The organism is Candidatus Neptunochlamydia vexilliferae (assembly GCF_015356785.1).
In the GTDB taxonomy this organism is placed as follows: Bacteria; Chlamydiota; Chlamydiia; order Chlamydiales; family Simkaniaceae; genus Neptunichlamydia; species Neptunichlamydia vexilliferae.
This window is the reverse complement of record NZ_JAAEJV010000019.1, coordinates 1-24,394: the sequence shown is the minus strand read 5'-3', so window position 1 is coordinate 24,394 and position 24,394 is coordinate 1. Positions and strand designations below refer to the sequence as shown.

20 protein-coding genes and 2 tRNA genes are annotated in these 24,394 nt (G+C 47.7%); 11 read left to right on the top strand and 11 right to left on the bottom strand.

Annotated elements, in window-relative coordinates; translation table 11 throughout:
* Positions 1-28: 28 nt before the first annotated feature.
* From tig to NEPTK9_RS04630, 3 genes are all read right to left on the bottom strand, one after another.
* Positions 29-1,450, bottom strand: coding sequence for a trigger factor (gene tig, locus NEPTK9_RS04640; RefSeq protein ID WP_194847662.1), 1,422 nt, complete (start codon positions 1,448-1,450; stop codon positions 29-31).
* Positions 1,451-1,475: 25 nt separating this feature from the next.
* Positions 1,476-1,547 (bottom strand) — tRNA-Gly (locus tag NEPTK9_RS04635).
* A 51-nt stretch (positions 1,548-1,598) separates the two neighbouring features.
* Positions 1,599-2,786: a hypothetical protein gene (locus tag NEPTK9_RS04630; RefSeq protein WP_194847661.1), complete on the bottom strand. Its 1,188-nt coding sequence runs from the start codon at positions 2,784-2,786 to the stop codon at positions 1,599-1,601.
* Between the two features lie 141 nt (positions 2,787-2,927).
* On the opposite strand from NEPTK9_RS04630, the gene NEPTK9_RS04625 reads away from it, so the two are divergent.
* The 4 genes from NEPTK9_RS04625 to NEPTK9_RS04610 all read left to right on the top strand — a co-directional run bounded on the left by NEPTK9_RS04625 (position 2,928) and on the right by NEPTK9_RS04610 (position 10,944).
* On the top strand, positions 2,928-6,416 hold the full coding sequence (locus tag NEPTK9_RS04625) for a DEAD/DEAH box helicase (protein ID WP_194847660.1): 3,489 nt from the start codon (positions 2,928-2,930) through the stop codon (positions 6,414-6,416).
* 11 nt (positions 6,417-6,427) lie between these two features.
* Positions 6,428-8,023: an ATP-binding protein gene (locus NEPTK9_RS04620; protein WP_194847659.1), complete on the top strand. Its 1,596-nt coding sequence runs from the start codon at positions 6,428-6,430 to the stop codon at positions 8,021-8,023.
* 133 nt (positions 8,024-8,156) lie between these two features.
* Positions 8,157-9,188, top strand: coding sequence for a rod shape-determining protein (locus NEPTK9_RS04615; RefSeq protein ID WP_320412050.1), 1,032 nt, complete (start codon positions 8,157-8,159; stop codon positions 9,186-9,188).
* 4 nt (positions 9,189-9,192) lie between these two features.
* Positions 9,193-10,944 carry a phosphoenolpyruvate carboxykinase (GTP) gene (locus tag NEPTK9_RS04610; protein WP_194847676.1) on the top strand — a complete coding sequence of 584 codons (1,752 nt, stop codon included), beginning with the start codon at positions 9,193-9,195 and terminating at the stop codon, positions 10,942-10,944.
* A 280-nt stretch (positions 10,945-11,224) separates the two neighbouring features.
* On the opposite strand, the gene ndk is transcribed toward NEPTK9_RS04610, so the two are convergent.
* On the bottom strand, positions 11,225-11,650 hold the full coding sequence (gene ndk, locus NEPTK9_RS04605) for a nucleoside-diphosphate kinase (RefSeq protein ID WP_194847658.1): 426 nt from the start codon (positions 11,648-11,650) through the stop codon (positions 11,225-11,227).
* A 114-nt stretch (positions 11,651-11,764) separates the two neighbouring features.
* On the opposite strand from ndk, the gene NEPTK9_RS04600 reads away from it, so the two are divergent.
* Positions 11,765-12,565 carry a hypothetical protein gene (locus tag NEPTK9_RS04600; RefSeq protein ID WP_194847657.1) on the top strand — a complete coding sequence of 267 codons (801 nt, stop codon included), beginning with the start codon at positions 11,765-11,767 and terminating at the stop codon, positions 12,563-12,565.
* A 27-nt stretch (positions 12,566-12,592) separates the two neighbouring features.
* Positions 12,593-13,657, top strand: coding sequence for a putative lipopolysaccharide heptosyltransferase III (rfaQ, locus tag NEPTK9_RS04595; protein WP_194847656.1), 1,065 nt, complete (start codon positions 12,593-12,595; stop codon positions 13,655-13,657).
* Here rfaQ and lptB read toward each other — a convergent pair.
* Genes lptB through kdsA form a run of 3 tightly spaced genes read right to left on the bottom strand, consistent with a single transcriptional unit; the run spans position 13,654 to position 15,772 of the window.
* Positions 13,654-14,373, bottom strand: coding sequence for an LPS export ABC transporter ATP-binding protein (gene lptB / locus NEPTK9_RS04590; protein ID WP_194847655.1), 720 nt, complete (start codon positions 14,371-14,373; stop codon positions 13,654-13,656). The genes rfaQ and lptB overlap by 4 nt on opposite strands.
* Complete coding sequence (locus NEPTK9_RS04585) at positions 14,370-14,963, bottom strand: hypothetical protein (RefSeq protein WP_194847654.1); 594 nt, start codon at positions 14,961-14,963, stop codon at positions 14,370-14,372. The genes lptB and NEPTK9_RS04585 overlap by 4 nt, the downstream gene beginning before the upstream one ends.
* The gene (kdsA, locus tag NEPTK9_RS04580) at positions 14,960-15,772 is read right to left on the bottom strand and encodes a 3-deoxy-8-phosphooctulonate synthase (RefSeq protein WP_228547025.1); all 813 of its coding nucleotides are present in this window, start codon (positions 15,770-15,772) and stop codon (positions 14,960-14,962) included. Before kdsA ends, NEPTK9_RS04585 begins: the two co-directional genes overlap by 4 nt.
* Positions 15,773-15,839: 67 nt before the next feature.
* Between kdsA and NEPTK9_RS04575 the strand changes: the two genes are divergently transcribed.
* Together NEPTK9_RS04575 and NEPTK9_RS04570 are read left to right on the top strand one after the other, a co-directional pair.
* Positions 15,840-15,913, top strand: a tRNA-Arg gene (locus tag NEPTK9_RS04575).
* A gap of 10 nt (positions 15,914-15,923) precedes the next feature.
* Entirely contained in the window at positions 15,924-18,551 is a 2,628-nt protein-coding gene (locus NEPTK9_RS04570) for a hypothetical protein (protein ID WP_194847652.1), read from the top strand.
* A 376-nt stretch (positions 18,552-18,927) separates the two neighbouring features.
* On the opposite strand, the gene NEPTK9_RS04565 is transcribed toward NEPTK9_RS04570, so the two are convergent.
* The 3 genes from NEPTK9_RS04565 to NEPTK9_RS04555 are packed head-to-tail and all read right to left on the bottom strand — an operon-like array spanning position 18,928 to position 20,547.
* Positions 18,928-19,188 carry a KH domain-containing protein gene (locus NEPTK9_RS04565; RefSeq protein WP_194847651.1) on the bottom strand — a complete coding sequence of 87 codons (261 nt, stop codon included), beginning with the start codon at positions 19,186-19,188 and terminating at the stop codon, positions 18,928-18,930.
* A 37-nt stretch (positions 19,189-19,225) separates the two neighbouring features.
* Positions 19,226-20,224: an RluA family pseudouridine synthase gene (locus NEPTK9_RS04560; RefSeq protein WP_228547024.1), complete on the bottom strand. Its 999-nt coding sequence runs from the start codon at positions 20,222-20,224 to the stop codon at positions 19,226-19,228.
* 32 nt (positions 20,225-20,256) lie between these two features.
* Positions 20,257-20,547 (bottom strand): hypothetical protein, encoded by a 291-nt coding sequence (locus NEPTK9_RS04555; RefSeq protein WP_194847650.1) that lies wholly within the window; start codon positions 20,545-20,547, stop codon positions 20,257-20,259.
* A 413-nt stretch (positions 20,548-20,960) separates the two neighbouring features.
* Between NEPTK9_RS04555 and NEPTK9_RS04550 the strand changes: the two genes are divergently transcribed.
* From NEPTK9_RS04550 to NEPTK9_RS04540, 3 genes are all read left to right on the top strand, one after another.
* Entirely contained in the window at positions 20,961-21,545 is a 585-nt protein-coding gene (locus NEPTK9_RS04550) for a regulatory protein RecX (RefSeq protein ID WP_194847649.1), read from the top strand.
* An 84-nt stretch (positions 21,546-21,629) separates the two neighbouring features.
* Positions 21,630-22,580 (top strand): Rossmann-fold NAD(P)-binding domain-containing protein, encoded by a 951-nt coding sequence (locus NEPTK9_RS04545; protein ID WP_194847648.1) that lies wholly within the window; start codon positions 21,630-21,632, stop codon positions 22,578-22,580.
* Complete coding sequence (locus NEPTK9_RS04540; protein ID WP_194847647.1) at positions 22,574-23,671, top strand: polymer-forming cytoskeletal protein; 1,098 nt, start codon at positions 22,574-22,576, stop codon at positions 23,669-23,671. Before NEPTK9_RS04545 ends, NEPTK9_RS04540 begins: the two co-directional genes overlap by 7 nt.
* A 326-nt stretch (positions 23,672-23,997) precedes the next feature.
* Here NEPTK9_RS04540 and tnpA read toward each other — a convergent pair.
* Positions 23,998-24,394: IS200/IS605 family transposase (gene tnpA / locus NEPTK9_RS04535; RefSeq protein WP_194847646.1), on the bottom strand; the 397-nt coding region annotated here is incomplete at its 5' end.

Sequence of the window (24,394 nt, the reverse complement as noted above, 5' to 3'; positions counted from 1 at the left end):
CTCTTATAGACGTGGTAGAAACTTCCGGTCAAGAACTCTTCGTTGTTTTCTTTTTGGGAGCGGCCTTTTTCTTGGGGGCTGCTTTCTTCTTTGCCGCTGTTTTCTTAGGCGCCGCTTTCTTCTTTCCTTTTGGGGGAACAATTTTTGCTTTTGAAATGAGGAAATCTTCGGCTTTGCTTAAGATAAGGCGAGACATGGCAATCGCCTTTTGTTCTTGCGACTGCTCTTTTGCGTTGTAAACGTCAGATTGATCGCTAAACATTGCTTCTAAAGGGGTTTTGACCTCTTGGTGCACTTCACTTGGGGAGACGGGGATTTTGTGCTCTTGAATGATGTGACGGGAAATGTAGAAGAGGCGAACCGCCTTTTCCCCTTGCGTTTCGATATCTTTAATCGCAGCCTTTCGCTCCTCTTCGTTCATCCCCATCATCTTTTGTTGGAAGGCGGGGTCAGCAACAAGTTGCTTGATCCGGAACTGGGTCTCTTTTTGAAGGAGGCTTTTGGGAAGATCGAAATGATAGGCTTCAACAAGGTAGTTGTTGATCTGCTCTCGGTACTCCCGCTGCGCATGTTCATCGGCCTGCTTGTTCAGGAGCTTTTCGAGGTTTTCCCGCATCTCCTTTTCATTTTTGGTCCCCAGTTTTTGAGCAAGGGCATCGTCGATAGGGGGGAGTTTGGGGTTTTCGACTGAGCGGAGGGTGAGGCGCACCTTTTTAGGGGGAGTGGCCTTTTTTTCCTCTTTGGAAGCGTCTGGATCGGGCTCGCTGATTCCCTCTTTTGCCTCTCCGATCTTCATTCCGATGATCAGGTCGTGCATCCACTTTGCCATCTTTTTCTTATCGACTTGGAAACGGGCATTTGTCAGCGCTTTTTGGGGAGGTTCGGTTTCGATAATGTCGACATCGATCACCCCGTGGTCACCCTCTTTGATTCCTCGGTCAGAGACTTTCTCCCACTCGCAGAAAAACATCTGGATATCGTGAAGGGTCTCTTCCATTTTTTTGGCATCGACCGTTTCTCTTTTCACCTCTTCGAGCTCGATGTTTGTCAGGTCGATCTCGGGGACGAGGGGTTCGGTTTCAAAGGTGTAGGTGAGTTCGGCGCCTTCGTCAAGAGAGTGTTTGTCAACGTTGAAGCTGATCCGGGCATCTTCTCCTAAAAGGGGAGTGTGAGCTAACTTTTGACATTCGCGGAAAGTCTCATCAGCAATCGCTTTTTGCCACCGCTCTTCAAGAGGCTCAGCAAATTTTTTGACAATCAGATGGTCGGGGGCCCGCCCTTTTCGGAATCCGGGTAGAGAAACTTCTTTGGAAACGGAGCGGATGGCACTTTTGCGCGCTTTTTGAACGAGCTCGGGCGAACTTTTTACTTTATATTCGGCGATACATTCGGGCTTGCGCTCGATGGTAAAGGTGACGGTGTCTGATTTGTATTCTTTTTGCTCTGTCATAATTCCCTAGCTATGAGTAAATAAAAGCGGGTGATGAGATTTGAACTCACGACCCTCACGTTGGCAACGTGATGCTCTACCGCTGAGCTACACCCGCATACGAAAGGATCAGTCTAACACCTTTGTGATTTTTTTCAAAATGAAAAACTTAGCTTGAAGAAGAGGAGGAGCTGCTTGAGCTTGAAGAAGAGGAGGAGCTGCTTGAGCTTGAAGAAGGTTCTTCTTTCTTAGGCAATAGGGCATTCCAAGCGTCAGTGATCTTGTCCGTTGCATTATGAGGAAAGAGTTGAAGAATTTCAGTTTTAACCTCGTCAGGATTAGTCTCGGGGAATGATAGAGGTTTAAGTAGTTGAATGAGAGCGAAATAAGGGCTGAATACGATAACAGCAAAAAGATAAGCAACCCGAAGGGAAAGATTGGTGACTGTTTGTTGGTTTTCCTGTAGTGAAGGAGGGAACCATCCATGCATAATTTCGATGGAGAAAATAATCATGCGTAAGAGAGCGGGGATCAATAGTGCGGGAATATAGGTGAGTTCAGCTGTGCTTTTCTTAATGGTATGGATGTGGATGTTGGTTAAATGAAAAAGGGGGTATGTGACCCAACTGCAGCCGAACCAATCGTTCCAGCTTTCTACCCAATAGAGATAGCTTTTACCTGCCTTAATCGTCGAAGACCTAAGGAGCTTTACCTCCTTGATGAGAACGGTAAGGGCAATGGCAGTGCATAAACAGGTCGTGGGCCATTTTATCCATGCACGCTCGCTGCAATAACTCAAAAACTCGGCTAAGCGGAGTTTCCTGGCGAGATGAGGCACCCCTGCAGGCCTTCCATATAAACGAGTGTAAACTTCAGCTTTTTGGAGAAAGGGGATGTTGTTAAGGACCGTATCCCGGATGTGGTTCAAGACTTGCTTGGAAGCAGGTGTTTTGTTGACTTGGTCGCGCTTGATCCCTAGCGTTTTACAAAAACGTCTAGAAATGAGTGCAAAGTCTTTTGGGGCAAGGAAGCGACTTGCGATCATCCAATCACGGGCAGTTTTAGTGTTGTGTCCGAGGATGGTGAGCCACAGTTCCACAGGAAGGTCACACTGATTAGGTGGAGGCTGCTGTTCGATCTTTAATAAATCTACAATCTTGAGAGTAGGGGGCTTTAGGTGTCGATGTGTTAAAAAGTCGTCTGCACTTATAATTTGGTAAGGGGGCTTTACAGGGCAGAGGTGGCGACAAAGTTGCGTTTGCTTTACAGCAGAGTCTTTAGGATATTTATCGATTCCAAAGGCATGCTGATCAAAAGCATAGGCAACGGAGAGCTGAGCAAGATGTACATCATTCATAATGGGATTAATTATTCCTTAACCTCACTGTTTTCGGCAATGAATTTTTTTTTTCGATTTGGGCAAAAAATCGCTTGCAGAGGTTTTGAAAAAGATGTATACCCAAACAACTGTTAGAATTGAATAAGGTGACTTTTTATAATGTTGAATTTAAGGAAGCTTAAACAAGACTTTTCTTCAGCCATTCTCAAGGAAGGAAAGACCCTTTTCGAAACGAAAAAAGTTCTTTCTGCGAAAATTCTACATTTAGATGCCACTTCAATTCGGATTAGTGCTAAGGTATTAGGACAATACAATAATACCTATGAAAGTGAGCTTGAAATCGACCGCATGGAAAGTGAAACGATCGACTCAGATTGCGATTGTCCCTATCATTACGACTGCCAACATTTAGCAGCTGTCCTTTTTCATTTAGACTCCTGTTTGGATGAAATTTTGGTGAACTACTCGAAGGAGACCGACCTGGAGGAAGTGACCGAAGATGATAGCTTCTGCGATGAGGAAAAGGAAAAGCTTTTAGAGGCGGTCAAAGAGGCCGAGACCAAAGAGGCGGAGCGGCGCGACGAGGAGTACCAAAAAGAGCTCCTTAAAGAGTATGTAGGCGCTTCCCACCTTTTGGCAAAATCTCCTTTCTTCTTGCCTGAGCAAAAAGGGGAGATTGAAAAAGCTGAGCTTGCTGTGATTTACCAGTTCCCTAAGAAAAAAGGGGCGCAGGTTGAGGTGCAGCTGGCCCTTCGCCTCCCTTCTCGCTCCAAACCTCTTCACATTCCCAACGTCGGCCAGTTTTTAGAGGCGCTCCGGTATGAAGAGCCCCTCTACGTTGGAGGGAAAATCCACCTGTTTGGTGTCAAATCTTTTCATGAGAGTGAGCAGGAAATTGCCCGCCTTGTGATGGGCCATGCGAACCTCCCCGAAAAAGTGACCAGCGAGCGGGCCCAAAGAGTTGCCACATTAGAGATGAAAACCTTTGGGATGATCTTGGCAAAGGCTCATGACATCGCCTCCGAAGCGCTTAAGCAAAAGGGGTGGGCTCTCCAAGACGATGAGCTCCCCACCCTTCCCTGCCTTTTTGAAGAAAACCTCGAGTCTCCGATCCACTTTTCAAAGGTCGATGCCCATGTCAACGTCTCCTTAGAGTATATCCACCCTCCGACCACAAAGATTCTCTTGAGCCCCATGCTTTTAATCGATCAACAAAAGGTGATGCTCGAAGATGTCTATTTCTTTGAGTGTGAAAAGTCTGGGGTGATCTATAACCACGTTTATTATCGCTTCCCGAGTCACATTACCCGGAGGCATCTCCGTAGCTTACTCCCCATGCGGGAGATGACAATTCCCGAGCCTCTTTTTGGAACTTTTGTGGAAAATGCCCTTCCTGAAATGTCCCGCTTTGCGGAGGTCGATATGGATGGAGTCATCGAACACTTTACCACTCTCCCTTATGCCGGTTCAATCGAAGCGATTTGTGATCTTGCCTTCCTCGATGGAGAGCTCGATGCAACTCTCTCCTTTAGATATGATGACCATGTGGTTCCCGCCTCCTCGAAAAAGCTCACCTTTGACGATATCCACTCCTTTGTCACCGAAGAGGGGATCATGGCCCGCAACCTTGTCGAAGAGCAGAAGATCATCGAAGATCTTTTCCAAGACTTTATCTTTGACGCAGAGCAGCAGGTCTTTGTGGCAAAAACCGAGAAGAAAATCATCGAATTTATGACCGATGTGATTCCACGCAATCAACACCGGGTCAAGTTCAACTGTCCTCAAAACCTCCTCGATCAATTTATCTACGATCAGACCAAATTTAAGCTTTCCCTTTCCCATACCGAGCGGATGGATGTCTATGAGATGGATGTCGAGGTGAAAGGAGCCCTTAAAGGGGTGGCTGTTGACCGTCTTTGGGATTGTATCATTTCACGGCGGACCTACCTTGAGCTCGATACGGGTAAGAAGAAAACGACGCGGGCAAAAGATGGAAGCAATAAGATCTCGAAGATTTTGGTCCTCGATCTTGACGAAGTGGGCGCTGTCGTCCAACTTTTTGATGAGTTGGGCATTGAAAAACTCGACAATAAAAAGCTCGAACGTCCCCTTTGGAGCCTTGCCAATATTGACGAAGAGACCTTTAAAGGGCTTCCCGTTGCCTTTAAGATGACCTCTCAGTTAAAAGAGATCCGGAAGCAGATGCTTGGGGAAAAGCAGCTTGAGTTTAGCCCCATCCCCACCGAGGTCAATGCCGACCTCCGGAACTATCAAATCGAAGGGGTGCAGTGGCTTGAGCGTCTTCGCTCGATGTACCTCAATGGAATCTTAGCAGATGACATGGGACTGGGGAAAACCTTGCAGGCGATCGTTGCCCTGACCCAACATAAGAAAAAAGCAAAGAAGCCCGCTCTTGTCGTTTGCCCCACCTCTCTTCTTTATAACTGGCAAGAAGAGTGTCATAAATTTAATGGGAAATTCAAGACCCTCATCATCGATGGGATGCCCAACCAGCGGAAGAAACTCCTCCAAGAAGCCAAAAAGTATGACATTGTCATTACCTCCTATAGCCTCCTCCAAAAAGATATCGAAACCTATGACAAGCTTACCTTTTCCTGTATGATTCTCGATGAGGCGCAACACATTAAGAACCGGGGAACGCGGAACGCCAAGTCGGTCAAAATGGTCAAGGCTGAGCATCGAATGATTCTCTCCGGTACCCCCATTGAAAACTCACTCGATGAGCTCTGGAGTCTTTTCGACTTCCTCATGCCTGGCTTCCTCGGAACCTACGAGCGCTTTGTCGAAAAATATGTCCGTCTTTCTGGAGAAGAGCAAACCAAAAACCTCCAATATCTCCGTAAGAAAGTGGCCCCTTTCATCCTCCGTCGGATGAAGATCGATGTCTTGGACGACCTTCCTCCAGTCAGTGAGAACGTTTATCACTGTCAGCTCACCGATGTGCAGCGTGAGCTTTACAAATCTTACGCCGAGTCGGCCCGCGACGAACTTGTCAAACTGGTTGAAAGAGATGGCTTTGACAAGGTGCAGATCCATGTCCTTGCCACCTTGACCCGCCTCAAACAAATCTGTTGTCACCCCGCCATCTTTGCAAAGGAAAATCCCGAGATGGGAGACTCTGCCAAGTATGATATGCTTGTCGAACTTCTCCAAACCTTAATCGAAGGGGGACACAAAACGGTCATCTTCTCCCAATACACCCGGATGCTCCAAATTATGAAAAACGACTTCGAACAGCGGGGAATTCGGTTTAACTATCTCGATGGATCGAGCAAGAACCGCCTCGAAATCGTTAAAGAGTTCAACGAAGATCCCAACATTTCTGTCTTCCTTGTCTCCCTTAAAGCAGGGGGAACGGGGCTCAACCTCGTTGGCGCCGATACCGTCATCCATTACGACATGTGGTGGAACCCCGCAGTCGAAAGTCAAGCAACCGACCGGGTCCACCGGATCGGACAAAAAGACTCTGTTTCGGTTTACAAACTTGTCACCATGGGGACGATTGAAGAGAAGATCGTTGAGATGCAGAACCGGAAGAAGGGGATCGTCAAGAAGATCGTCAGCTACGACGACGAGGCGATCACCAAGCTCACCTGGGAAGATGTCTTGGAGCTTCTGCAGACCTAAATAATTAGGAGTTGAAGGATTTACTTTTACGGTGTAAAATAAAGATTCTCTCTTCAGGGAATTATGTTTACGTAGATAAGACGCGGTTCGTTAAAAAATTATTAGAGGGAGGGTCTCCCTATTATTTTATTTCTCGACCAAGAAGGTTCGGAAAATCTCTGTTTTTAAATACTTTAGAAGAGGTCTTTAAGGGGGATAAAGAGCTATTTAAGGACTGCGCTATTTATAAGAGTGACTATGAATGGAAAAAGCACCCTGTGATCTACCTAGACTTTGCTCAAGTCGAGAGTCGGACAACTGAGGAGTTGGAAAACGATTTAGCAGCAGCGCTTCAAGAAATGGCAGATACTTATAGCGTTTCCATTGAAGCTCCTTCGATTAAACTGCAGCTTAAGAAGCTGGTGATGGGGCTCGCAAAGGAAAACCGTGTGGTTGTTCTTGTCGATGAGTATGACCAGCCCATCATCAGCCACCTAGAAAATCCTAAAGTAGCAAAAAAAAATCGAGAGCTACTGAAAAGTTTTTTCTCTGCTTTAAAAAGTCTTGATCGTTATCTGGAATTTGCTTTTATAACAGGTGTCAGCAAGTTTTCTCATGTATCCCTCTTTTCAGGGCTTAATAACCTCAACGATATTACAATGAATCCCGAGTATGCTGGAATCATGGGGTATACCGAAGATGAGCTAAGAAATGCCTTTCAAGATCATATTCAGGAAATCATCAACGAAAGGGAAGCGCAAGGGAACGTCGTATCAGAGGAAGGCCTCGTTAAGGAGATGCGCCATTGGTACAATGGGTATCGATTTTCTGAGGACTCGCTGTGTGTCTATAATCCCTTTTCGACCCTGAAATTTATGGAAATCAAGAAAGCAAAAGGGTATTGGTATAGTACGGGGACCCCTTCATTTCTCATTGACCAACTAAAAAAACACCCAAAGACGATGATTTCATTGGATGGGATGATTGCGGATGAAGATGCCCTTATGGAGATTAGCTCCATAGAAGAGGTCGACTTAAAAGCCTTGATGTACCAAACAGGTTACTTTACCATCCAAGATTATAATCGTGTTTCAAACCGCTATTATTTGGGGCTTCCTAATGAAGAGGTTAGGACCGCTTTCACGAATTCTCTTGTCAGACACTTTACACCCAATATCGATGTCAGGGCTTCGGAAAAATTTGTGGAAGCGCTCGAAACGTATCGGTTAGATCCTCTTTTTGAGTATATAGAGACAGGGTTTGCGAGTTTTGCCTACCAAGTTTTTGCAGGGGCTAAGGAGAGCACCTATCAAGCAATGCTTTTGTCGATGCTCTATGGAATGGGATTCGAGCCATTATCCGAGAGGTTAACCAATAAGGGGCGGATAGATGTTGTATTAGACATGCCAAAAGTCATTTATATCATAGAACTGAAGTTAGATGGCATGGCGGATAAGGCTTTAAAGCAAATCTATCAGAAGAGCTATTTCGAGCCCTATCTCCATAAGGGGAAGGCTATAGTCATTATAGGAGCAAATTTTTCCTCTAAGCTACGTAACGTTTCTGAATGGAAAGGGGAGCTTCTATCTGAGTCGGGAGAGGTCATCCGGAAGCTTTCTACAGATTGAAGGTTGATCAATTTTACCCAATCGTTCATTATGGGGGGAAGAATACCATTATGTTCGGATCGAAGAGGAATCAAAAATGAAAGTTAGAGCTGCCGGAAGGGGAAGCCTTTTGAAAAATTTTAAGCAAGGGTTTATGAATACGATCGGTCAGATGACCGGCATCTTAGCAAATGACATCGGAATCGACCTTGGAACAGCCAACACTCTTGTTTATGTTAGGGGAAAAGGAATTGTCTTAGCGGAACCCTCAGTGGTTGCTGTCGATTCCGTAAACAATGACGTCCTTGCTGTCGGTCATAAGGCAAAGGCGATGCTGGGAAAAACCCCTCGGAAGATCCACGCGGTTCGCCCGATGAAGGATGGCGTCATCGCTGACTTCGAGATTGCAGAAGGGATGCTCAAGGCTTTGATTTCGCGCGTCACCCCCTCACGTAGCTTGTTCCGTCCTAAGATTTTGATTGCGGTTCCTTCTGGAATTACGGGCGTTGAAAAGCGAGCGGTGGAAGACTCGGCCCTCCGCGCAGGGGCTCAAGAGGTGATCCTCATTGAGGAGCCGATGGCAGCGGCCATTGGTGTTGACCTTCCGGTTCATGAACCTTCCGCGAACATGATCATCGATGTGGGGGGAGGAACCACAGAAATTGCGATCATCTCCCTCGGAGGCATTGTAGAGTCTCGTTCGATCCGGATTGCGGGTGATGAGTTCGACGAGTGCATCATCAACTACATGCGCCGAACCTACAACTTGATGATCGGCCCCCGGACGGCTGAAGAAATCAAGATGACCATCGGCTCGGCCTATCCGTTAGGCGACCACGAGCTTGAGATGGAGGTGCGGGGACGGGACCAAGTGGCTGGTCTTCCGATCACTAAGCGGATCAACTCGGTTGAAATCCGCGAATGTCTAGCTGAGCCGATCCAACAGATCATCGCCTGCACGAAGGAAACCCTCGAGCGGTGCCCTCCTGAACTTGCTGCCGACCTTGTCGAAAGTGGCATGGTCCTTGCGGGTGGAGGAGCTCTCATTAAAGGGCTCGACAAGGCTCTGATTAAGGAAACAGGGCTTCCTGTTACCGTCGCTTCTAACCCCCTCCTTGCCGTGTGCATGGGAACGGGAAAAGCGCTTGAGTACCACCTCGAAACCCTTAAAAAAGCCAAGCTTTAACGCAATGGAGATTTCCCATCCGAAGCTCAAGGCGTGGGTCGAGGAGATCGAAGCGCTTTGCACCCCCGATCGCACCTATCTTTGCAGTGGTTCTAAAGAAGAACACGATACGATCTGCCAAGAACTTGTCGATACAGGAGTTTTTGTCCGTCTAAAAAAACGTCCCGGCTCCTACTGGTGCCGCTCCGATCCCAGCGATGTGGCGCGCGTTGAGGAGCGGACCTTCATCTGCTCTGAAAAAAAGGAAGATGCGGGTCCCACCAACAACTGGGAAGAGCCGAAGAAGATGAAAGAGACCTTGCGGGGACTCTTTAAGGGGTGCATGAAGGGGCGGACTATGTATATCATCCCCTTTAGTATGGGTCCTTATGGCTCGTCCCTTGCTGAAATCGGGGTGCAGATCACAGATAGCCCTTACGTTGTTGCGAATACCTATATCATGGCCCGGATGGGAACAAAGGCGCTCGATGTTCTCGGCACCGACGGGGAGTTTGTCCCTTGTCTCCACTCCGTGGGGGTCCCTTTGGAAAAGGGGCAAAAGGACTCTTTTTGGCCTTGCCGTCCCGATGACAAGTATATCGTCCACTTTCCTGAGGCGCGGGAGATCTGGTCGTTTGGAAGTGGCTATGGGGGAAACGCCCTCCTCGGAAAGAAGTGTTTGGCGCTTCGGATCGCTTCGGTGAAAGGGCGGGATGAAAAGTGGATGGCCGAACACATGCTCATCGTTGGGATTACCAACCCGGAAGGGAAGAAACGGTTTTTTGTGGCCGCTTTCCCAAGCGCTTGCGGCAAGACCAACCTGGCGATGCTCCAATCCCCCTTGCCGGGCTGGAAGGTCGAATGTGTCGGTGATGACATTGCCTGGATGCGGATCGGCAAAGATGGCCGCCTCTATGCAATCAACCCTGAAAATGGCTTTTTTGGGGTGGCACCAGGAACCTCCTACAAGTCGAACCCGAATGCGATGGAGGCGATTAAGGAAAACACGATCTTCACCAATGTGGCCCTTACCGATGATGGGGACGTTTGGTGGGAGGGGATGACTGACGAGCCTCCTCACGAGCTCACCGATTGGAAGGGGAACCGGTGGACCCCCGCTTCAGAGGAAAAAGCTGCTCACCCCAACTCCCGCTTTACAGCTCCTGCAAAGCAGTGTCCGGTGATCGACCCCGCCTTTGAAGATGTGAATGGGGTCTCGATCTCTGCCATTCTCTTTGGTGGGCGGCGGGAAAGTGTGGTCCCTTTGATCATCGAAAGTTTTTCCTGGGCCCATGGGACCTTTCTGGGGGCCTCCCTTTCGTCCGAAATGACTGCAGCAGCGGCGGGAAAGATGGGAGCGCTCCGCCACGACCCTTTCGCGATGTTCCCCTTTTGTGGCTATAATATGGGGGACTACTTTGGTCACTGGCTCGAGATGGGAAAAATTCTTGGGAAGCATGCTCCCAAAATCTACCACACCAACTGGTTCCGTAAAGGGGGGGATGGGAAGTTTCTTTGGCCCGGCTTTGGGGAAAATATCCATGTTCTCAAATGGATCTTCGAAAGGTGTGAGGGAGAAGGAGAGGGAGTCGAAAGCCCTGTGGGCATCCTTCCGAAAAACTTTGAGGCTCCCGAAGAGCTTTTTGCGATCGATAAAGAGGAGTGGCAAGGGGAGGTCAAAGAGCTCCGTGACTATTTTGAGCTTTTTGCATCACACTTTCCGATGACCATGCAGGAGGAACTTGAAAAGTTTGACGACTTGGTTGGTCGAGCCTGAGCGCTCGTGAGTTTTTCATACACGCGACTTTTTAAAAGGGCGATCTGCCAGCTTAAGTTCACACCGATTTTTTCAGGGTAGACAGCGGTGACCGAGAGAGGGTGGTTGTCGATCGTACACCTAAGGAGCTGGGCAAAAATAACTTATACATTTCTGCAACCATAACATCTTCATCTGCTTTGTTGCAACTCCTTGAAAGCTAATAAGCTTCCTGCGGATTTGCGCCGCGCAGCTAAAGCGCTATGGCACCAGAAATGCATGAGTTATTTTTGCCCAGCTCCTAGCGTGAAAACAGCTCGTTTTCTGTGAAGAAAAAGGCTACCTCGATCTTCGCATTTTCAGCGCTATCGGAGCCATGAACCGCATTGGCATCGATCGAGTCGGCAAAGTCGGCGCGGATCGTTCCAGGGGTGGCTTCCTGTGGGTTGGTCGCTCCCATCAGTTCCCGATTCTTTGCAACGGCTCCCTCTCCTTCAAGGACAGAGATCACGACGGGGCCTGAAGTCATAAAGTCGACAAGGTCTTTAAAGAAGGGGCGCTCTTTGTGGATCGCATAAAATCCTTCTGCATCTTCTCGAGTCAGGTGTTTCATTTTTGCCGCAATCACCTTGAGTCCACCCTTTTCAAAGCGGGAAAGGATCTCTCCAATGTGGTTTTTTCCAACGGCGTCAGGTTTAATAATCGAAAGTGTTTGTTCTTGAGTCATGTGTTTTCTCCTTGTGTAGGATCGATCATAACACAAAGGGGATAAAAAAAACAACTTGACGGGTTAAAATAAAATCTTTATTCTCCCTTTTTGAAAATACATTGAGGAAGAATTATGATTAACGCTACAAGCCTCTTGACTCCTATAGACAGAATAGGTGTGCCTAACAACAATGATCCTGTTGTGATTATCGATGTGTGTGGCCACCCTTTAAAACAATCTGAGATGGATACAATTGTCTACGAATCGGTCGCTGAGAATGTGGCCCGGTTTTTTGAAGGGAAAGCCTATACTTTCTCAACTTTTACATTTCCCTTTCAAACGATCCTTTCACACACCTTTACAAGGGGAAATATTCTTACAGATACCCGTTATGCCGGCGCTCAGAAAAAGGGTTTGCAAGGATTGGATTGGAAAGAGCGGGCTCAAGAATTTGCTTCGAACCCTCTTGCTAAAGCATATAAAAAGATTATTGATGACAAAGATTGGAACGCATTTGTTGAAAAATATTTTGAGCTTTGGAATGCTATTCGTCAGATGGAGCCTCGCATCAAGGAGCAAGAAACTCTAGAAGAAAGGAAAAAAGCGTTTGCAGAGGTGGAAAAGCGAAAAAGAGAGCTCCGGGCATTAGAGAAGAAAAGAGCCCGTAAGATGGAAGCGTGGAGTGCTATGACTGTCTACGACCAGCGAGCCCCTCTTTATCCCGATCAGAAATGGGGAGTGCTGAAGATCCTTTCTTGGACGATCCGAACGGTTTATCACACTGCGGTTGCCGTAATTTTTGAGTATGGCCTTTGGATCCTTTATGATTTGGATCTTATGCACCAAGTCACATATAAAAACTGGCGTAAAGAAAATGTTACTGGTCGCCTGGCACAGGTGATTGTTGAATATCAGCAAATGGGGTATCATTAGAATCCACCAGAACCTAAAAAGGCGCCTTTGGAAATCGACTTTTCAAGCATAAACCGTATCCTTGTAGCTAAGCTCCGTCACCATGGAGATGTTCTCCTGAGTGCCCCCGTTTTTTCTCTCCTCAAAAAGCGGTTTCCCCACCTAGAGATCGATGCCTACATCTATAGCGAGACCCTTCCGATGCTTGAGGGACACCCTGCCATTTCCAACTTTATCCTTTACAACAAGGGATGGAAAAAACTCCCTCTTTTCAAGCGATACCGCGAAGAGCTCAAGCTCCTCAAAAAAATTCGAAAGGGGAGATACGATCTAGTGATCAACCTAACCGAAGGAGACCGGGGAGCGGTAGCTGCCAAAATCTCCCGCGCTCCCTATGCGATTGGGTTTGACCCCCAAGGAGGGGGAATGCGAGGGAAAGCCAATTGTTACACCCACCTGATTAAACATACCCCCCGTCCCCGCCACACCGTTGAAAAGCAGCTCGATGCCCTCCGCGTTCTTGGCATTTTCCCAACCCTAAAGGAAAGGGAGCTCACCTTCCATATTCCCGCTGCCGCCCGCGAAAAAATTGCCGCGCTCCTTCCTGAAAATTATGTCCACATCCATCCCGTTTCCCGCTGGATGTTCAAGACCCTCCCCATCGAAACCCTTGTAGCGGTTATCCACTACCTTCAGGAGAGGGGAGAACAAGTGGTCTTGACCGCCAGTTCTGACCCCGCTGAAATGGAGATGAACGCCCAACTTGCTTCCCAGGCGCCGGGGGTGATCGATCTCTCGGGACAACTTTCTCTTAAAGAGCTCGGGGCAGTCATTGAAAAAAGTCGCCTTCTCATCACCGTTGACTCGGTTCCCTTGCACCTTGCAAGTGTCTTTAAAAAAGAGGTGGTGGCGATCTTTGGTCCGACCTGCGATCAGAATTGGGGTCCGTGGCAAAACCCTCATGCGCGGGTTGTCACCCTTCCCCTTTCGTGTCGTCCTTGCTACCAACCGGGTTGTGGCGGCAGTGGCCAGAGCGACTGTTTGCTGAATCTTCCCACAGCCCCGATCATCACCGCCGCTCACGAACTCCTAGAGCAGGCGGTCACTGTTTAAAGCTCAAAATCTTCGCCGAAGTAGGAACCACGAGCTTCCTTACAGGCAAGGAGGTCACCCATCGTTCCCGAGTGGGTCACCTGTCCTCCCTGAATCAGGAAAGCATGGTCGACGATGGAAGAAACTTCGCGCGCATTGTGGTCGGTAATGAGAACGCCGATATTTTTGGCGGTGAGGTGGCCAATGATCTGCTTCACATCATGGATGGTGAGGGGATCGATATTGGCAAAGGGCTCATCGAGAAGGAGAAGCTGGGGCTTCGTGACAAGGGCGCGGGTGATTTCTAGGCGGCGCCGCTCCCCGCCGGAAAGGGTCGTTGCCCGTTTCTTTGCAAGGGGGGCAAGGTGGAGCTCTTCCAAAAGTGCTTCGAGGCGCTCTTTTCTCTCAGCGCGGGACAGAGGAAGGGTTTCCAAAATGCAGAGGATATTTTGCTCAACGGTCAGTCCTTGGAAAATCGAAGGCTCTTGGGCGAGGTAGCTCATTCCCATTTTAGCGCGGAGGTTGACCGGCATGTAGGTCACCTCTTTATCTTGGAAAAAGACCGCGCCGCTGTCAGGCTTAATCAGCCCGATTGCCATGTAGAAGGCGGTTGTTTTTCCAGCGCCGTTGGGACCGAGGAGGCCGACCACCTTTCCTTGAGGCACTTCGAAGGAAAGGCCGCTGACAATCTTTTTACCCGAGTAGGATTTACAAAGGTTTTCAACTTTAAGCGTCATGGATCCTTCTTTTGAGGGCGGACCTCAGCTTTAAATTTGTCGGCATGGAAAGAGGGGGAGCCCCCGGAAAAGGAGAGGGACACCTTGTTGGCAACTCCTTCGAGGTAAGCATCTTTTGGAGAGAGGGTAGCGGGAAGTTTTTTTCCGGAGAGGCGGTAAAGGGCGAGGAAAACATCGGGAGCATCAAAAAAGTGGCCGGTGTAGTGATAGGTTCCATCTTCTGACTGGAGGTAACGGATCTGCTGAAACCCCTCCTCCTCGAGTTTTTCCTGAAAGTAACATTCCATCCCAGTCATCTGCTCCACAAGTTCCATCCGGTTCCCGTGGGAAATGGCGATAAGGGTGGAGTGGGGACTTTTGATGTGGTGGTGGAGGCGGGCTCCATCTCGATCGTTGACCCAAAGATCTTTCGAGACCCCTTCCCGCCTCTGCTCATGGGGATACTTGTCCTCTTCTTGGGGAAGGGTAATGGCCTCGGTTAATGTCTCTTCGATATTGATTGTTTTCGAAGAGTAAAAAGCGCGAAAGAGGACCCCAACGGTAAAGAGGGCAAGGAGGATAAAAGCGCAGATTGTCGTTCGCTTAATCACACGGGGACCTTTTGCATCAGGTTATAGAGAGGTGCTGCTTCTTCAAGTAAAGCAGCAAGTTCTTCATAAGGCATCACCGTATGTTTATCGCTCATCGCTTCGCTCGGGCTATTATGAGACTCGATGAAGAGAAGGTCAGCGCCTGCGGCCAGGGCCGCCTTTGCCAGGGTGGGGATAAACTCTCGCTGCCCCCCAGAAACGGTTCCCCGTCCCCCAGGCAGCTGGACCGAGTGGGAAGCGTCGAAGCAAACCGGATAGCCCCACTGCTTCATGATCGGGATTGCCCGCATGTCAGAGACGAGGTTGTTATATCCAAACGAAGTTCCTCGGTCGGTGAGGATGATGTTTTCGTTGCCGGTGGCGCGAAGTTTTTCCACCACATTTTCCATCTCCCAAGGAGACATAAACTGCCCTTTTTTCACATTCACAGTAGCTCCCGTCTTTCCTGCAGCAACGAGAAGGTCGGTTTGCCGACAAAGAAACGCTGGGATTTGCAAGACGGCGCACACCTCAGCAGCAGGAGCGGCTTCATCGGGATGGTGAATGTCGGTCAAAACAGGAAGACCGAGCTCATCCCGCACCTTTTTAAGGATCCGCAGACCTTCCTTAAGTCCAGGTCCCCGGTAAGAGTCGATCGAGGAGCGGTTCGCTTTATCGTAGCTCGACTTGTAAAGCAGCTTTACATCTGCCTTGTCACAAAGTTCTTTTAATGCAGCCGCTGTTTCTAGGGCATGCGCTTCATTTTCGATCACGCACGGACCCGAAATAAGTGTGAGGGGAGAACCCCCTCCAATTTCAATATCTAACATAGTATCCACCTGTTTCTCATAAATATACTTGAAAATCATTTTTCTTGTGAGTAAAATCAATAATATTGGACTGATAGCTCAGCTGGATAGAGCATCCGCCTTCTAAGCGGACGGTCGCAGGTTCGAGTCCTGCTCAGTCCGTTTAATTGATATGAGTAAGAGACCATCTAAAGATATGCTTTTAGGAGACTACCCTTTCGAATCCAAGCGATTTGAAGGGATTGAGTCCCTATTTTCCACTTTTAAGGGGAAAGAATTTCAAGAAAAAAATGAGCATGCAAAGGCTGACGGGATCAACCGCGCCTTAGCAGATCTTATTTTAAAAGCGCCCGAGCCTGCTTTTTTAATCGAAGAAGTGGTCGATTTTATCTCCCGCGTTCGAAAAGAAAACCTTTTACAGCAGTATACCTTTTCCTCTTTTGAGCTTTGGCTGAACCAATTTTCCAATGTGAGTACCGAAGAAAACTTTAAGATTCGGGGCAAAGTTGTCGGAAAGTGGGTTCCCCGCGACACCTATCAGCTTTACTTTCCGATCGGAATGGGAAAAAGTTACCCTGGCACCCACTTTGTGACCGCCCACAACTCTCCCGACCTTGACACCACCGTTGCCTCTTTTTGGGGATGGGTCGATGCCTTTGCGGCGCGGGTGAGTAAAGGGCTCCATATTTGGAACGTTCCCGGAGGGCCTCCCACCACTCAAGTCGAGGTCAAGCTCCTCTTTAATGACCTTTTTGGAGAGGGGATTTTTGATTGCCTGGGCAAACCCCGTCTCTCGCTTACCTTGACCAGCCTCGATTTGATGACCCAGCAAGGGATGATCCGGAAGCAGACCGGAACATCGATCCTAAGCTTTGACCATGAGCGGCAACGGAATGCCGTTGTTCTCATCGACAAGGAGGGGTACTACCTCGGAGATTGGCGAACGATCGATGTCGAAGGGGTGAGACAGGTCATCCTATCACTCAATAACTGCCTCATGTGGTTCGAGTCGAACCTCCACATTCAGCTCATCTCCTGCTTTTCGGAAGAAAGGCTCACCGTCGATCACATTTCAAAAGTGGTCAAGGGGCTTCTCAAGATGAAGATCAGCGAGTGTGCTCCAGCCAAAGAGCTCCCCCCTCACCAGCTCCAGTTCGTCAATGACTATCTCGTGAAAGTCCTTCAAGTGAGCAAGGGGATTGAAGCTGACTTTGAACAGTTTGCCCGCTCCATTGAAAAAGTGGGAATTGTCAACTTTACCGAAATCATTGCGTGGCTCAAATCGCTCTTGAAGTCGGAGCTTTTCGATAGTGCCGGCGTCCTTACTGAAAACCGCCCCCTCATCTTCAATCAGCTCGAAGTCCTTGTGAAAATGCTTTCCGAGGCCTTTACAAGTGTGCGGAAACATGTCGACCGCCTCGACATTGCCTTCCGGATTAAGACCGATGTCTTTGGCTTTATACCTCAATATCTCACCCATCGGACAGACCTTGAAGAGATCCGCTCTAAGATTGGGAATTACTCTTACATGACCGTTAACCAGACCGATCTTGAAGGACGGCAGATCCCCATCGGGGTGGTCCATGCCGCCGATCTTCAGCAAGATGTTTTGGGAACCGTCTCCCTACGTGACTTTTGTAACCGCGAAGAGATGAAAATTCCCTCCTACCTCCAAGTGATTAGCGTCATTGACCATCACAAAAGTGCCCTTCAAACCGACTCTCCTCCTAAAGCGGTTATTAGCGATGTGCAATCATCCAACGCGATTGTTGCCGAGCTGGCCTTTACCATCAATGACCAGTATGGCCTGGGGGGGATGACTGAAAAAGAGGTCAATGCCCAGCTTAAAGAGATGGAGAAAAAGCTCGATACCGTCCAAAATATCCGGATTTACCAGCGCCTTCTCCAGAAGAAAAAAGTGCTCTGCAGCAAAGGAGCCCACTACGTCTCTCCCCGAAGAGAAATGGTCGAGTATCTCCACTTTATCTACGCCATTTTAGATGACACCGACCTGCTTACAAAAGTTTCCCGGATCGATGTGGAGTGTATGGCCTCCCTTCTCAACCGTCTTAAATCGCTCATCGTGAAAAAAGAGGTAGAGATCGTTAACTTCGACGACATCAAAGAAGACGAAGCCTTTACCGCAAAGGCGGCCGAGCGTCTCCTTCAAAACAAAGATTTTTATTCCCTCTATAGCAAGGTTTATAAACATAAAGAGCAAGGGGTCGACGAGAACTTTGAGAAGTGTCTTAAAGGGGCGCCTTCCAATATCTTCACCGACACGAAGATCCTCAATTACTGCAACCGGGTGGGACAAACCAAGATCTTTGCCCGCAACTATGCTACCTTTAAGAAGGTCGCTCCCGAGCTTCAAAAGCGGTGGTATGAGAAAGCGCTCAATATCTATGCTAACAACAGAGAGATTATGCTCCACCTTCATGCCACTTCAACCGTGGCCAGTGCCGAAGAGCTTTTTAAGGGAGGAAAAATCAGCTACGACCATCAAGATGAGATGTGGTTTTGGATTCCCCATACCGAGCTTGCTGTAGAAAAACTCAAGCTCTTCCTCAGCGGCTTTAAAGGATCGCCCGCTGTTCAAAAGCTTCACTTAGAGCTCGACCTCTATGGGAATAACGCGCGCGAGCTCTCCCAAATCTTTAAAGAGAGCTTCCTTCCGATCGAGCACCACTTTCCCAAGGGGGGACCCGATCTTCCGATCGCCGTTCTCCGCTACAACGCGGGCGGCCTGAACTCTCGGAAGGCGATGATTGCTCCTTACCTCCCACGCCTCGCGGAATAATTTTCTTCCTGCCAAACCCTTTCCTCAATACCACTCCTTCAGGTTGAGTACACGTATTATGGGGCTGTTGAAAAAGTCCATTCCCCCATCTTTCGCGCGTTTTCCGGAAAAAATAGAAAGTTTGCAAACCTCCTATACTTAGGCATATGTTGATTTTCAAACTTTCGATTTTCTCTCGAAAATCATCGCAAAATCTAGGGAAAGCGACTTTCTCAACAGCCCCATTGTACGGCACGATCTATTAAAAATCAGCAGATCGTGCCGTCGAATCAGTCTTTAACAGCGCGATCTATTAAAATTTGTCACTTTGTGTCGCAGAATAAAAAAAGGCATCCTAATTAGGATGCCTTTTTTTACGTTTTCTGGGGGGGGAACCTTATCCCTCTTCGGAGACTTTTTCTCCTCCCTCTTCGAGGATTTCAAGGTTAACACGGATGCCATTGCGGCTCGCAACAGACATCAGAAGGGTCCGAATCGCATTAATGGTCTTTCCTTTCTTCCCAATAATTTTTCCAATATCGGCTTTTTCAACACTCAGTTCAATGATGAGGGTGTGGGTGCCGCCGATTTCATTGATCTTGACTTTATCCGGATTGTCTACGAGATTTTTAACGATGTACTCAACAAATTCTTTCATGGTTCGATCCTTGGTTAATGATAGCTTTCGCTGCTATTCATTCTACATCAAGAGAAGATATTAATCTAGATTTTTTAAAATCTTCTGGAAGAGGGGCTTTGATCACCATTTTTTCCCCTGTAAGAGGGTGGGAAAAGGTGAGGCGGTGCGCATGGAGGAGGTGGCGAGTCACCCCTAGTTTGCGGCTTAGTTTTTCAGGGCCGTAGACCTTATCGCCCATAACGGGGGTCCCTAGGTGTTTGAGGTGGACGCGGATTTGGTGGGTCCGTCCCGTAATGGGCCTTGCCCGCACCAGGGCAAACTCTCCCTCTCCCTCGAGTACTTCTAGTAAAGTTGTCGCATGGCGTCCCTTTTCAGAGATGGCCATCTCCTTCCGCTTGGTGGGGTGGCGTCCAATGGAGGCATCGATCACTTCACAACCCGGTTTGCCAAGGGTGATTGCAAGGTACTCTTTCTCCACTTCTCTAGAAGAAAAAGCCTCTCTTAACTTCTGGTGAGCTTCGGGGGTTTTTGCTGCGAGAAGGATCCCAGAGGTTTCCTTATCGAGACGGTGGACAATCCCCGGGCGGAGATCTTCCGAAGAGGTGATATCACAATGGTGGAGGAGGGCGTTTACGAAGGTGCCGCTGTGGTGGCCGGGAGCAGGGTGGACAACCATCCCCGGAGGCTTATTGATGCAAAGAATGGCCTCATCCTCATAGAGAATCTCAAGAGGGATTGCCTCTTTTTGAAGCTCGATCTCTGCCGGCTTTAAAAATTCTACTTGAATCGTGTCACCAACGGAGGGGACTTCCCGTTTTTTGACCGCTTGGCCATTCCGCTTGACAGCCCCTTTTTCGATCAATTGCTGGAAATAGCTCCGCGAATGGGTCGGAAAATGCTCAGCGAGAAGCTTATCAAGCCGTTTTTTCTCTTTGACCTCAATACACAGCAATTTTTGAGGCCGATGGGCAGCTGCGGCTTCACCAGATTCCCTTTCTTCCTCACCCATAGCGCTTTGGCTATTGAGGTCTTTGACAACTAAATTTTTCATCATGAACTAAATGATACCAGAAGTGGGAGATAATTTCACCCCTTGTTGATCCGCCTTTTGATCTCTTCTTCGATCCTTTTATGCTGGGCTTTAGACCGTTTTAAGCTCGCTGAGATCATGGTCATGACGTTTCGCTCAAAAGCGCTGACCATCTCAGGAGTCACCCCCCCTGGGAACCAGAGGTTTAACCATTTTGCAAACCCCGGCGCTTTTTTGGCCGTGTAGCTTTTTTCGAGCCCCGTCTGCACCTGCTTGGGCATGTCTCCTTGATTGGTAGGCTTCCCTTTGCTCGGATCGACGCCTCCTGGACCTGAAACACCACCCATGACACACTCCTTTCCCTTAACCTAAAGAGAAAGATCTAGCTTGTCAAGTAACCTGTTGATTCTTCCAGTCGCTTTTCGACCTCTTTATCGTTAGTGATCTCAGCAATTCCCACTGAAGAAAATTTCCATAGAGGCGCAGAAAACTCTTTTTCGTAAATTTTGAAATATATAAATATCGGTTTTGTCTATGGATTCTGATTTGCTGTATTCGCTTTTTCTGATTGCACAAAGAAAGCAAAAAATAGTTTTTTTTAATTTTATATGAAATACTTCCACATTTCTTAGATATTAAAAACTCATCTTTTAAATTATTAAATCTTCAGCGGGAATTGCTGAAATTTCATTAACTCTCTCGACCATAATATCCCCTTACGTCTATTATACCACATATTGGTGAAATAGACAAGTTTTTTATGGAAATAAAAGTCGTTGATAATAAAAGGTTTAGCGAAATCACCCTCGGTGACGAGGTGGTCAAGGAAGTGCATAGGCGACTCTATAAGAACCACTTAAGAGAAATCCTTCGCGCTTCGAGCAAAAAAGAGCTAAGTGACTTACTCTTAAAGATCGACATCAAACTTGCCCGTGGTCTCGTCTATAAATGGCTCTCTCTTAAGGGGTATATGAGATCGGAGCTGACCAAGAAGCTCAAAACCTATAAGATCGATTCCGAAGCGATCAAGGCCATCCTTGACGAGTGTGAGGAAAGGGGCTATATCAACGACAAAAAAGAGGGAAGGCTCTTTATCGAGCGTCAGAAGAAGAGAGGGTTTGGGCCTCAGATGATTGCCTTTAAGCTCAGCCAAAAATCGCCTGATTTAAAAGAAATGGTGCAGGTTTCTGATGACGAGCAAAGCGTAGCCATCCAAAATTGGATTGAGAAAAAAACGCGCAGCGCCGATCTTCACGACATCAAGGTGAAGCAGCGCCTCTACCGTTTCTTAAGAGGAAAGGGGTTCGATGATCCCCTTATCCGAAAACATCTCTTTGTTGATTAAATAAGTGCGACGCGTCGCACTTATTTAATTTTGACTAGTTAACACCCATCCGCTATATACATTTTTTTAGCAAAGGATCGGCGCATGCAAGTTGGCATCATTGGTATTAATCACAAGTCTTCTTCACTTGCTCTTCGGGAAAAACTCGCTCGCCTTTTTCAGGCTGAGTTTGGTCCCAAAGATGGGGTTCTTCTTTCGACCTGTAATCGGACAGAGCTTTACTTTAGTGGGGGACCCTTGGCAGAAAGGCATAGCGCTATTTTGGACCGCCTGAAAGGGGTGGGGCTCCATGCCCTTTACTCTTACTTTGGTCCCGATTGTTTTAATCATTTGAGCCGGGTCATCTCAGGGATCGATAGCGCCATTTTTGGAGAAAGTGATATTCAGCGGCAGGTTAAGCTTGCCTATGAAAATGCCCGGCAAAAAGAAAAACTTTCCCACGAGCTCCACTACCTGTTTCAAAAGGGGCTCAAGATTGGAAAGGAGATGCGGAGCTCTTTTTTATTAAGCAAAAAAGGGGCCCTCCTTCCCCATGCGATCCACTCCATTGTAGAGTGGCAGGGACGCACCTTAGAAAACAGTCGATGTCTATTTGTCGGTAATTCATCGATCAACCGGAAGTTGATTTCTTATTTTCATTATAAAGGGGCTAGAGATCTCACTCTCTGCACCCGAACAGAGGGCAATGTTTTCCATGTCGTGACCACAGGATGGGAAGTGTTAGAGAGGTGGGATGATTTTGATGTGGTGGTTTGCGGAACTTATCATGATGGGTATGTCCTTGAAAAAAAGGAAGGGGCTAAAGAAACCCTCCTTTTTGACCTAAGTGTTCCTCGCAACATCGATCCTGCACTTGCCAACCACCCCCGGCTTAAGCTGTACAATATCGATCAGATTGGAGTGATGGCGCAAAAAAATAGGGGTGAAAAAGAAATCGCGTTGTGCGAGACTGTGATCGAAAAAGCAGTTGCTCGGCAGATGCAACTCTTTAAAAAGCGGAAGCAGGCAAAGTGGTTTTACGCAGTTTCTTGTTAGTCATTCTTTTCTTTGGAACATTATTTGCTCAAGATGATGAAGAATCAGACATCGTTGTTTTGCCGAGCAATGTGACGGTGAATAACGACTATTTTGTCCGTGGGCGGACCGTTGAAATCTCAGGGACGGTCAATGGCGATCTTTATGTTCTCGGAGGGCAGGTCTTTATCGATGGGAATGTCAATGGAGATGTTCTCGTGGCAGCGGGGAGTATTGAGATTTCAGGGAATATCGCCAATGATGTCCGCGTTTTGGCAGGGCAGGCGCTCATTACTGGAACGATCGGAAGAAACCTCACCGCGGTCACTGCGACAATTGACATGAGTCCTGCCGGGTTTATTGGGCGGAATGCCGTTGTTGTTTCGGGAAATACGGACCTCGAATCCCGCGTTGGAAATGATGTGAACCTCTATACCTCAAGTGTCCGGATTTCGGGTCAGGTCGGTGGCAAGGTCTCTGCCTATGTGGGGCAGCTCCGCCTCACTTCGAAAGCAAAAATCGATGGCCCCCTTGAGTACTGGAGCAATAAAACGGCTCGGATCGACCCCAACGCGGTGGTCACGGAAGGAGTCACCCACCACCCCTCATTTTTCTATAACTTTTTTCATAGCAAATGGATGAAGCGGATCAAGCTCGGCTCCAAGTTTGCCGCCCTTTTGATGAACTTTATCTATAGCTTAGTGATCGGGCTTATCCTCTTCCGCTACTTTCCTCAACGAGTGGAGCGGACGGTTAAAACCCTTGATGAAAAACCATTCCAGTCTCTGGTTGCTGGAGCTGTTCTCATTATTCTCCTTCCGATCATCATGCTTGCACTGATCATTACGATCTTAGGGGTTCCCTTTGCCCTTACTCTCTTATCACTGACCGTGGTTGGTTTTTATACCGCCAAGATCTTATCGATCTTTTGGCTATCGACCCATATCTTCCGCCGCCTTGCTTTTAAGAAGCACCAGAAGCTCTACTTTACCTTTGCATTGATCATTTACTTTATCCTAACACCGATTCCTTACCTAGGGGCGCTCATCACGGGTGCTGCGCTTCTACTAGGAATAGGGGGCGCGGTCCTAAGCAAGATTGAAAAAAGCTAAGATTTAATCCAGGTATAAGTGTTTTTGATTGCTCCATAGGTTGCAGATGCAGAACAGATGACTACTAGAAACCCAGCAATAAGGACAGCATTTGGCATACTTTTGTTGTTACTGTCTTTTTCATTGGTATCACATAGAAACTTGCGAATAGGGTTTGTGCTCTCAAGGCATTTTTCTGAAAGGAATCCGGCTAGCAGGGTATAGCCAGCAGTTGCTCCTGCAATCATACTCACGGTTTTATAGTCAGGGAGTTTGTTCCAAATAGAATTTATCAGCTGCGCCGAAAAACTCGGTCCTTTAGGGCCGAGATGAAAGGCGCAAAATACTCATTCTATTGGTTTTTGCTGGTTTTCGATATATTGCCTGATTATTGAGATAGGAGCTCCTCCGCAACTACCAGCAAAATAACTTGGGGACCAAAAGTTATTGCCCCATAATGCCTTTTGAACTGAAGGATATCCTTTTTTTCGAATAAGCCGGGAAGAAACGCCTTTTAAAGAGTTAACTAAGTTAGAGATAGCAACCTTTGGAGGGTAGTTAATAAGTAGATGTACATGATCGTACTCTCCTTCAAATTCTATAAGCTCTGCTTGAAAATCTTGGCAGACCTTTTGGAAGATTTCTCTTAGCTCCTTAAGAACCCTTTTCGTGAAGACCCTCTTTCGATACTTTGTAACAAAGACCAAATGAGTATGTAGTAGAAAAACACACGATCTTCCTCTT

What these genes read in the sequence shown, in the direction of transcription:
- NEPTK9_RS04610 (WP_194847676.1), top strand. Translation starts at nt 9,193, where the DNA reads ATGGAGATTTCCCATCCGAAGCTCAAGGCGTGGGTCGAGGAGATCGAA.
- NEPTK9_RS04630 (WP_194847661.1), bottom strand. Translation starts at nt 2,786, where the DNA reads ATGAATGATGTACATCTTGCTCAGCTCTCCGTTGCCTATGCTTTTGAT.
- NEPTK9_RS04625 (WP_194847660.1), top strand. Translation starts at nt 2,928, where the DNA reads ATGTTGAATTTAAGGAAGCTTAAACAAGACTTTTCTTCAGCCATTCTC.
- NEPTK9_RS04560 (WP_228547024.1), bottom strand. Translation starts at nt 20,224, where the DNA reads ATGATGAAAAATTTAGTTGTCAAAGACCTCAATAGCCAAAGCGCTATG.
- NEPTK9_RS04615 (WP_320412050.1), top strand. Translation starts at nt 8,157, where the DNA reads ATGAATACGATCGGTCAGATGACCGGCATCTTAGCAAATGACATCGGA.
- NEPTK9_RS04550 (WP_194847649.1), top strand. Translation starts at nt 20,961, where the DNA reads ATGGAAATAAAAGTCGTTGATAATAAAAGGTTTAGCGAAATCACCCTC.
- NEPTK9_RS04555 (WP_194847650.1), bottom strand. Translation starts at nt 20,547, where the DNA reads ATGGGTGGTGTTTCAGGTCCAGGAGGCGTCGATCCGAGCAAAGGGAAG.
- NEPTK9_RS04600 (WP_194847657.1), top strand. Translation starts at nt 11,765, where the DNA reads ATGATTAACGCTACAAGCCTCTTGACTCCTATAGACAGAATAGGTGTG.
- ndk (WP_194847658.1), bottom strand. Translation starts at nt 11,650, where the DNA reads ATGACTCAAGAACAAACACTTTCGATTATTAAACCTGACGCCGTTGGA.
- kdsA (WP_228547025.1), bottom strand. Translation starts at nt 15,772, where the DNA reads ATGTTAGATATTGAAATTGGAGGGGGTTCTCCCCTCACACTTATTTCG.
- NEPTK9_RS04565 (WP_194847651.1), bottom strand. Translation starts at nt 19,188, where the DNA reads ATGAAAGAATTTGTTGAGTACATCGTTAAAAATCTCGTAGACAATCCG.
- NEPTK9_RS04570 (WP_194847652.1), top strand. Translation starts at nt 15,924, where the DNA reads ATGAGTAAGAGACCATCTAAAGATATGCTTTTAGGAGACTACCCTTTC.
- lptB (WP_194847655.1), bottom strand. Translation starts at nt 14,373, where the DNA reads ATGACGCTTAAAGTTGAAAACCTTTGTAAATCCTACTCGGGTAAAAAG.
- tig (WP_194847662.1), bottom strand. Translation starts at nt 1,450, where the DNA reads ATGACAGAGCAAAAAGAATACAAATCAGACACCGTCACCTTTACCATC.
- NEPTK9_RS04545 (WP_194847648.1), top strand. Translation starts at nt 21,630, where the DNA reads ATGCAAGTTGGCATCATTGGTATTAATCACAAGTCTTCTTCACTTGCT.